Below are 4,301 nucleotides of genomic sequence, written 5' to 3'. Positions count from 1 at the left end.
GCCACCGCCCTCCCGCTGCGCGGGGATCTCTCGGTCGACCACGACCGCTACGCCGAGCACTGCGCCTGGCTCGTCGCGAACGGCTGCGACGGCGTCGTACCGAACGGCTCGCTCGGGGAGTACCAGGTGCTCACCCCCGAGGAGCGGGCCCGGGTGGTGGAGACCGCCGTGGCCGCGATCGGCGGGGAACGGGTGATGCCGGGCGTCTCGGCGTACGGCTCGGCCGAGGCCCGGCGCTGGGCCGAGCAGGCGGGCGAGGCCGGCTGCACGTCGGTGATGCTGCTGCCGCCCAACGCCTACCGCGCCGACGAGCGGTCGGTGCTCGCCCACTTCGCGGAGGTCGCGAAGGCGGGCCTGCCGGTGGTGGCGTACAACAACCCGATCGACACCAAGGTCGACCTGGTGCCCGAACTCCTGGCCCGGCTGCACGGCGAGGGGCTCGTGCACGCCGTCAAGGAGTTCTCCGGTGACGTCCGCCGCGCCTACCGCATCGCCGAACTCGCCCCGGAACTCGACCTGTTGATCGGTGCCGACGACGTGCTGCTGGAGCTGGCGGTGGCCGGCGCCAAGGGCTGGGTGGCCGGCTACCCGAACGCGCTCCCGCGCGCCTCGGCGGAGCTGTACCGGGCCGCGCTGGCCGGCGACCTCACCACCGCCCTCCCGCTGTACCGGCAGCTGCACCCGCTGCTGCGCTGGGACTCACGGGTGGAGTTCGTCCAGGCGATCAAGCTCTCCATGGACGTCGTCGGACGGTACGGCGGCCCGGTGCGCCCGCCGCGGGTCCCGCTGCCGCCCGAGCAGGAGGCCGCAGTCCGCGCGGCCACCGAGAAGGCCGTCGCCGCGGGCCTGGCGTGAGGGAGCCCGACCATGCGCAGCACACTCGTCCTGCACGCCGTCGACTCGCACACCGAGGGCATGCCGACCCGGGTGATCACCGGCGGGATCGGCACCATCCCCGGGGCGACCATGAACGAACGGCGGCTGTGGTTCCGGGAACACCGCGACGACGTCAAGCAGCTGCTGATGAACGAGCCGCGCGGCCACTCGGCCATGAGCGGCGCGATCCTCCAGCCGCCCACCCGCCCCGACTGCGACTGGGGCGTGGTCTACATCGAGGTCTCCGGCTATCTGCCGATGTGCGGGCACGGCACGATCGGGGTGGCCACCGTGCTGGTCGAGACCGGCATGGTGGCGGTCACGGAACCGGTGACCACCGTACGGCTCGACACCCCGGCGGGCGTCGTGGTCGCCGAGGTGGCGGTGGCGGACGGCGCCGCCCGTGCGGTGACCCTGCGGAACGTGCCCTCGTTCGCGGCCGGCCTGGACCGCGAGGTCACCCTGCCCGACGGGCGTACGGTCGGCTACGACCTGGCCTACGGCGGCAACTTCTACGCGATCCTGCCGCTCGACGCCCTCGGGCTGCCCTTCGACCGCGCCCGCAAGGACGACATCCTGGCCGCCGGACTGTCCCTGATGGAGGCGATCAACGAGCAGGCGGAACCGGTGCACCCCGAGGATCCGACCATCCGCGGCTGCCACCACGTCCACCTGTACGCGCCCGGGGCCACGGCCCGGCACTCCCGGCACGCCATGGTCATCCATCCGGGCTGGTTCGACCGCTCCCCCTGCGGCACGGGCACCAGCGCGCGCATGGCGCAACTGCACGCGCGCGGTGAACTCCCGCTGCACACCGAGTTCGTGAACGAGTCCTTCATCGGCACCCGGTTCACCGGCCGGCTGCTGGGGACTACGGAGGTCGCCGGGGTACCGGCCGTGCTGCCCAGCTTCACCGGCCGCGCGTGGATCACGGGCACCGCGCAGTACCTGCTGGACCCGACCGATCCGTTCCCCCGGGGTTTCGTCCTCTAGCGTCCTCTAGACTCACCCCGGTGATGCGTGACATGGCACAGAACACGCGGGGCGTGGAGATGCCCGCACTGCCCCGGCTGGGCGGCCGGCGGAGCAGCTACCGCGAGCGGGTCGCGGACGCCCTGCGCGCCGCCCTGATCGCGGGCGAGCTGCGGCCGGGCGAGGTCTACTCGGCGCCCTCGCTGGCCGCCCGGTTCGGCGTCTCGGCCACGCCGGTGCGGGAGGCGATGCTCGACCTGGCCAAGGAGGGGCTGGTCGACACCGTGCCCAACAAGGGCTTCCGGGTCACCGTCGTCTCCGACCAGCAGCTGGACGAGTACACGCACATCCGGGCGCTCATCGAGATCCCGACCGTGGTGGAGCTGGCCCGCACGGCCGACCGGGTCTCGCTGGAGGCGCTGCGCCCGGCGGCCCGGGAGATCGTCACCGCGGCGGTGGCGGGCGATCTGATCGCCTACGTGGAGGCCGACACCCGCTTCCACCTGGGGCTGCTCGCTCTGGCCGGCAACGCCCACCTGGTGGAGGTCGTCGCCGACCTGCGCAAACGCTCCCGTCTGTACGGCCTGACCGCGCTGGTGGAGGCGGGCCGGCTGCTCGCTTCCGCCGAGGAGCACCTGGAGCTGCTGGACGCCCTGCTGGAGCGGGACGAGAAGGCCGTGCACGCGGTCATGACCCGGCATCTGGGGCATGTCCGCAGCCTCTGGGCGGCGCCGGACTGACCGCCTCCGGCCGGAGTGCCCGCATCCGGGGCACCGCACATCTCGCGGCGCGAGGGCCGTACCACGACGCTTTTTCCGTGGTCAGGCGGCCCGCACAGAACAACGAACGGCGGTTTTGAGCCAGGTCCGCGCATCCCCGACCATGGGGCCCGTCCCGGTGATCCCGGGAACGTCAGTTCCATGAGAGGCGCACCACCCATGCACAGCACCGGAACCGTCCCGCAGTCGGCTCCGGCCCCCGCGGGCAGCCCCGCGGAGTCCCCCACGGCCCTTGCCGAGGACCCGCACGGCAACAACGGCAGGCATGCCCGCCGGTTCGGCCTGCCCGTCGCCACCGCGCTGGTCATGGGCAACATCATCGGCGGCGGCATCTTCCTGCTCCCCGCCTCCATCGCTCCGTACGGCACGGTCAGCCTGGTCGCCTTCGGTGTGCTCACCGTCGGCGCCATCGCGCTCGCCCTGGTCTTCGGCCGGCTCGCCGCGCGCGACCCGCGCACCGGCGGTCCCTACGTCTACGCCCGCGAGGCGTTCGGCGACTTCGCGGGATTCCTCGCCGCCTGGTCGTACTGGATCACCACCTGGGTGTCGAACGCGGCGCTGGCCGTCGCGGCCGTCGGATACCTGGACGTCCTGATCCCGGTCAACGACCACCGCTGGACCGCCTGCCTGGCCGCGCTGGCCCTGCAGTGGCTGCCGGCCCTCGCCAACTTCGCCGGCACCCGGTACGTGGGCGCCGTGCAGCTGGTGTCCACGGTGCTGAAGTTCGTGCCGCTGCTGCTCGTCGCGGTCGGCGGACTGTTCTTCTTCGACCCCGACCGGCTCGGCCCGTTCAACGCCGGCGACCAGAGCCCGATCGGCGCGGTGTCCGCCGCCGCCGCGCTGCTGCTCTTCTCCTACCTCGGGGTGGAGTCCGCCGCCGTCAGCGCGGGCGAGGTCAGGGACGCCCGCCGCAACGTGGGGCGCGCCACCGTGATCGGCACCGCGGGTGCCGCGCTGGTGTACCTGCTGGGCACGCTGTCCGTGTTCGGCACGGTCCCGCACGACCGCCTGGTCGACTCCACCGCGCCGTTCTCGGACGCCGTGAACACCATGTTCGGCGGCAGCTGGGGCGGTACGGCGGTGGCGCTCGCCGCCCTGGTGTCGATGACCGGCTGCCTCAACGGCTGGACCCTGCTCAGCGCCCAGACGCCGTACGCGGCGGCCCGCGACGGGCTCTTCCCGAGCGCCTTCACGCGCCGGCGGCGGGGCGTGCCCACGGTCGGCGTCGGGGTGACGGTCGTCCTGGCCTCGCTGCTCACCGTCTACAACTACCTGTCCGGCTCGGGCAAGGTCTTCGAGATCCTGGTGCTGGTCACCACGTTCACCGCGACCGTGCCGTACCTGCTGGCCACCGCCGCGCAGATCTACCACCTGGTGTCCGGCCGGGCGGTCGACCGGGCGCGGCTGGTGCGGGACTCCGTGATCACCGCGGTGGCCGCCGCCTTCTCGATCTGGCTGATGGCGGGCGCGGGCTACGCGGCGGTGTACCAGGGTGTGCTGTTCCTGTTCGTCGGGGTCATCGTGTACGCGGTGCTGGCGGCCCGTCGGCAGCGGAAGCAGACACAGGCGGTCGAGGTGCCGTAGACCGGTGCCCCTTGCCGGGCGCGCGGCGAAGCGATCCTTCCGGATCCCGCGGACACCGCCGCCCGGGCGACGGTGTCCGCGGGATCCGGA

At 73.0% G+C, this 4,301-nt stretch carries 4 protein-coding genes; all 4 read left to right on the top strand.

Annotation, left to right across the window (positions count from 1 at the left end; genetic code table 11):
- Positions 1-855 (top strand): dihydrodipicolinate synthase family protein (locus CCN44_RS20680; RefSeq protein ID WP_086698531.1); only part of this gene is annotated, 855 nt, incomplete at its 5' end.
- Positions 856-867: 12 nt separating this feature from the next.
- Positions 868-1,869, top strand: coding sequence for a proline racemase family protein (locus CCN44_RS20675; protein WP_086698530.1), 1,002 nt, complete (start codon positions 868-870; stop codon positions 1,867-1,869).
- Between the two features lie 32 nt (positions 1,870-1,901).
- A complete protein-coding gene (locus CCN44_RS20670) occupies positions 1,902-2,588 on the top strand; it encodes a GntR family transcriptional regulator (protein WP_237481898.1) in 687 nt (228 codons plus the stop codon).
- Positions 2,589-2,786: 198 nt separating this feature from the next.
- Entirely contained in the window at positions 2,787-4,211 is a 1,425-nt protein-coding gene (locus CCN44_RS20665; RefSeq protein WP_059246521.1) for an amino acid permease, read from the top strand.
- Positions 4,212-4,301: the final 90 nt, after the last annotated feature.

Source organism: Streptomyces tricolor, from assembly GCF_002155905.1.
Classification (GTDB): domain Bacteria; phylum Actinomycetota; class Actinomycetes; order Streptomycetales; family Streptomycetaceae; genus Streptomyces; species Streptomyces tricolor.
Note: the sequence above shows the minus strand (reverse complement) of the source record. Positions and strands in the feature narration are given on the sequence as shown.